Source organism: Thiolapillus sp., from assembly GCF_048562965.1.
GTDB classification, from domain to species: domain Bacteria; phylum Pseudomonadota; class Gammaproteobacteria; order Chromatiales; family Chromatiaceae; genus Thiolapillus; species Thiolapillus brandeum_A.
The window spans coordinates 1-4,477 of the sequence record NZ_JBHNMF010000057.1; the positions used below are offsets into that span (position 1 = coordinate 1).

At 54.8% G+C, this 4,477-nt stretch carries 3 protein-coding genes; 1 reads left to right on the forward strand and 2 read right to left on the reverse strand.

What is annotated here, in order from left to right; all coding sequences use genetic code 11:
- Positions 1–201: 201 nt before the first annotated feature.
- Both ACOCD2_RS05250 and ACOCD2_RS05255 read right to left on the reverse strand, forming a co-directional pair.
- A complete protein-coding gene (locus ACOCD2_RS05250; RefSeq protein WP_293645495.1) occupies positions 202–1,323 on the reverse strand; it encodes an anhydro-N-acetylmuramic acid kinase in 1,122 nt (373 codons plus the stop codon).
- Positions 1,320–2,840, reverse strand: a complete 1,521-nt coding sequence (locus tag ACOCD2_RS05255) for an OapA family protein (RefSeq protein ID WP_293645493.1) — start codon at positions 2,838–2,840, stop codon at positions 1,320–1,322. Before ACOCD2_RS05255 ends, ACOCD2_RS05250 begins: the two co-directional genes overlap by 4 nt.
- A gap of 237 nt (positions 2,841–3,077) precedes the next feature.
- Between ACOCD2_RS05255 and tyrS the strand changes: the two genes are divergently transcribed.
- The gene (gene tyrS / locus ACOCD2_RS05260; protein ID WP_293645491.1) at positions 3,078–4,283 is read left to right on the forward strand and encodes a tyrosine--tRNA ligase; all 1,206 of its coding nucleotides are present in this window, start codon (positions 3,078–3,080) and stop codon (positions 4,281–4,283) included.
- Positions 4,284–4,477 lie beyond the last annotated feature (194 nt).

Here is a 4,477-nt window from a genome sequence, read left to right on the forward strand (position 1 = left end):
AGGTTTTGCGTGAGCCAGTCGTTCAATATCTGGCGGGTTCGGAACAAAGGATAGCTCCTTTTTGGAATATAATCACATGGTACCCGACAATAAGTGCATTTGACTGATTATAGCTGCTGTCAGCAGGCTCAACCGGCAATCGGTCTCTGATTGATCAAAAAAGGGTGATGGTGTTGAGGTGAAGTAGTTCCCCGGAAGGACTCAGGCTGCTGGATAGATACCACCCAGAACAACGGGGCGGCAAGCCCCGGTAACATCAGGGATATTGCCGGGTTTGTGCTGCAGTGTCTGCCTGGCAAGCCAGGCAAAGGCCATGGCTTCCACCCAGTCGGGATCGACCGGTTTTTCGTTCCGGCTTGTAGGCTGAACGGGGATGTCTCTCATCTGCTGGGACAAATCGTCCATCAGTCTGGCATTGTGGCTGCCGCCCCCACAGACCAGGACTTCCTGGGTGTCTTCTGCCCATCGCAATATGGCGCGGGCGATGCTTTGGCAGGTTAGCTGCAACAGGGTGGCCTGGATATCCTCAGGTGCAGCTGTCGGGAAACCCTGCAGTTTTTTGCGGAGCCAGGACTCCGAAAAATACTCCGTGCCAGTGCTCTTGGGAGGATTCAGGGAAAAATACGCATCATTGAGAAAATGCTGTAACAGGGGTTCAATGACCTGGCCGGATGCCGCCCATCTGCCACCTTCGTCGAAGCGCAGCCCCTGGTGATGCTGAATCCAGCGATCCATCAGGCAATTGCCAGGTCCTGTATCGAAACCGCCGGTGACATCACCGGCGGCGGGAAGAACGGTGATATTGGCAATGCCGCCGATATTCAGAATAACGCGATTGCGTCGGGCGTGCCGGAACAGCGCCTGGTGGAAGGCCGGTACCAGTGGGGCGCCCTGTCCCCCGGCGGCCATGTCCCTGCGGCGGAAATCGGCAACAACCGTGATGCCGGTTCGTTCTGCAAGGGTATTGGGGTCGCCGATCTGCATACTGAAAGGCGCGGGGGGGTGGGGATGATGGAACAGGGTTTGTCCATGGCTTCCTATGGCGGTGATGCGAGTGGCTGCCATTTCGGCCTCAGTGAGCAGATGCCGGGTTGCCCCGGCGAAAAGTTCACCACAAAGTACGTCGAGCTGTCCCAGTTCCCTCAGATCGACCGGGTTGTCACCGGTGGCTGCAGCAAGGCGCGATGTCAGCTCTGCTGGCCAGGAATGGGAAAGGCTGTGAATGAGTCGAAAGGAGTCCTGTTTGATTTGCACCAGCGCGGCATCGATGCCGTCCATGCTGGTACCGGACATCAGGCCGATGAAATAGCCATCAGTGCTCAATGTGCTGAAGCCACCATGGTCCTGGCGCGAAGTTCATCCAGCTGTGCCATCAGAGGCGCGGTACTTTTTTTGAACCTTGCCTGCTCGCGTTTTGGCAACCGGATGGTTTTGGGGAGCTTGATGGTGAGTGGATTCTGGTGTTTGCCGTGAACCCGGAATTCATAGTGCAGATGTGGGCCCGTCGCCAGGCCTGTGCTGCCCACATAGCCGATGATCTGCCCCTGTTTGACGGCCTTGCCGTTCTTCAGTCCTTTGGCAAAGCGGGAAAGATGTCCGTATACCGTAGTGTACTTGCCACCATGGCGAAGAAAGATAACGTTTCCGTAGCCGCCTTTATTGCCGCGGAAAACCACTTTGCCGTTGCCGGTGGCTTTGACGGGAGTCCCTCTGGGGGCGGCATAGTCCACACCCTTGTGTGAGCGCCAGCGCTTCAGAACGGGATGCCAGCGTTTGCGGGTAAAGCGCGAGCTGATGCGGCTGAATTTGACCGGTGTACGAATGAAGGCGCGGCGTTTGGCATTGCCTTCGGTATCGTAGTATGAGGTGTCGCCCTCCTTGTCGGTATAGCGTACCGCTTTGTAGAGGTTGCCGCGATTGATGAATTCGGCAGCCAGTATGGGGCCGTTCCTCAGTTTTTCGCCGTCCAGGTACTGTTCTTCATAGATCACGTGAAACTGATCGCCTTCACGAAGTTCCAGCGCGAAATCGATGTCCCAGCCGAATATCTGAGCCAGCTCCATGATCTGTGCATCGGTCAGCCCCGCCTTGTGGCCATCGACGAACAGAGAAGATTCGATAATTCCTGTCGCGGTGGCATAGTGTTTTTCAACCGGTCGGGTTATTTCCCGGGAACCGAAGCTGTCATCGTTGCGCCTGATCTCAAGGCTGGAGATGCGGCTGCGTTCGAGAACAAGCTGCTGCAGCGTGTCATTTTCGTCGAAAACGAAATGCAGTTTCTGGCCGGGATGAATGCGGGCCAGGCCTTTTGCTTCCTTGCTGCTGGTGACGATCCTGTGCAGCAACGTGGGAGACAGTCCCTGCTTTTTGAAGATGGAGGCAAGTGTTTCGCCTTTTCCCACTGTATGCTCCACCTTGCGGAAGTTGTTCTCGGTCGTTGGCGTGACGGGAGTGGATGAGGGTTCAGATTGGGTGAGGAGCGCTTGCGGGAGTTCTTCTGTTTGTTGTTGTGGTTTTTCAGTGCTCGCTGAGGCAGTGGCTGCTTCGGGAGCCGGGATCTCTGCGGCTGGCTTTTCTTCCGATGCTTTTGCTTCGAGCTTTGTGGGTTCCCCTGGTGGCTGATTTTGTGATTGTGCCGGCAGGGTGTCGTTGACGGGGGGTAGCGGTAGCAGATCACCGTTTTGCTTGTCGCCGCTGTTGTTATTGCCGGAAAAATTGAGGAAATGATCGGCAAGGTAAGCCACTCCACCCACAACAATGATGAGCAGGATCAGCCGGGACAACAGTTGGCGACGGCGGCGTGCGGCCTGCTTGCGGGAATTTAAAATGTAATCTTGCATTGAAGCTCCGGTGAAATGGGTGACTCTTTGCTGCGTCCCTACTATTTGGCAGGCCAATACCTGACCTGGAAATTCCAGATGGTAAATAGACCCGGAATTACCACCGCTGTTCCGTAACAGGCTCGGATTATGCCATGAAAGCAGGCTTTTGTAGTGGCAGAGGCGCAATCAGTAGGGTTCGCGGCCGCGTTTTTTGGTACATTTCTTTTCCTGTATCAATCATTGAGGAGTCCGAACATGCCTTCAGTCGAAGAATCACTGGAGCTGATACGCCGTGGTGCAGATGAAATTCTGCTGGAAAAAGAACTTGTAAAGAAACTGGAGCGTGGCAAGCCCCTGCGGGTAAAGGCGGGTTTCGATCCCACTGCGCCGGATCTGCACTTGGGGCATACCGTCCTCATCAACAAGCTTCGGCAGTTTCAGGATCTGGGCCACGAGGTCATGTTCCTCATCGGTGACTTTACCGGCATGATCGGCGATCCCACGGGCAAGAGCACCACCCGCCCGCCCCTGACCCGGGATCAGGTGTTGGAAAACGCCAGGAGTTACGAAGAGCAGATCTACAAGATCCTCGATCCCGAAAAAATCATGGTACTGTTCAACTCCAGCTGGATGGGTGAGATGAGTGCTGCCGATCTGATTCAGCTGGCGGCAAAGCATACCGTGGCACGGATGCTTGAGCGGGATGATTTCAACAAACGCTACAAGAGCGGGCAGCCCATTGCCATTCACGAATTCCTCTATCCCCTGGTACAGGGATATGACTCGGTTGCCATGAAAGCGGATGTCGAACTGGGCGGCACGGATCAGAAATTCAATCTGCTGGTCGGCAGGCAGCTGCAGGAAGCCTATGGTCAGGAACCCCAGATAGTGCTGACCATGCCCATACTCGAGGGGCTGGACGGTGTGCAGAAAATGTCCAAGTCCCTGAACAATTACATCGGGATCACGGATGCGCCTGAAGAAATGTTTGGCAAGATCATGTCCATTTCCGACGATTTGATGTGGCGGTACTTTGAATTGCTGAGTTTCCGCCCCATGTCAGAAGTGGAAGATTTCCGCGCTCAAATAGAGAAGGGCAGTAATCCACGGGATATCAAGTTTCTGTTGGGCGAGGAAATCGTAGCCCGCTTTCACGATACGAAAGCCGCGGAAAGAGCGAAGCAGGCCTTTATTGATCGTTTTCGCAAAGGGGCGCTACCGGAAGATATGCCGGAAGTGGCGCTCGTTGCAGCTGATGAAAACGGCTTTCCCATTGCCAATGCGCTGAAAGAAGCCGGGCTGGTAAGCAGTACATCAGAGGCCTATCGCATGATCAAGCAGGGTGCAGTGCGCCTGGATGGCGAAAGGGTTGAGGACAGAAACACTATGCTGGAACCAGGCGCTGAGGTCGTGGCCCAGGTCGGAAAACGGCGTTTTGCCCGGTTAAGCATCGCCACCTGAAAAATATTTTCATTCAGGTGTTGACCGGGGTGAATAAGTCCCTATAATGCGCCCTCCCGACACGTTGGCAAACAGCTGAACTCTAGATAGAAACAGGCTGTCAAAAACGGGTAGGGAGCGGTGGTACCCCGGACTGAAAAAGTTTTTCAAAAAGGGGCTTGACGGCAAAAGTAAGCGCCGTATAATACGCCGCC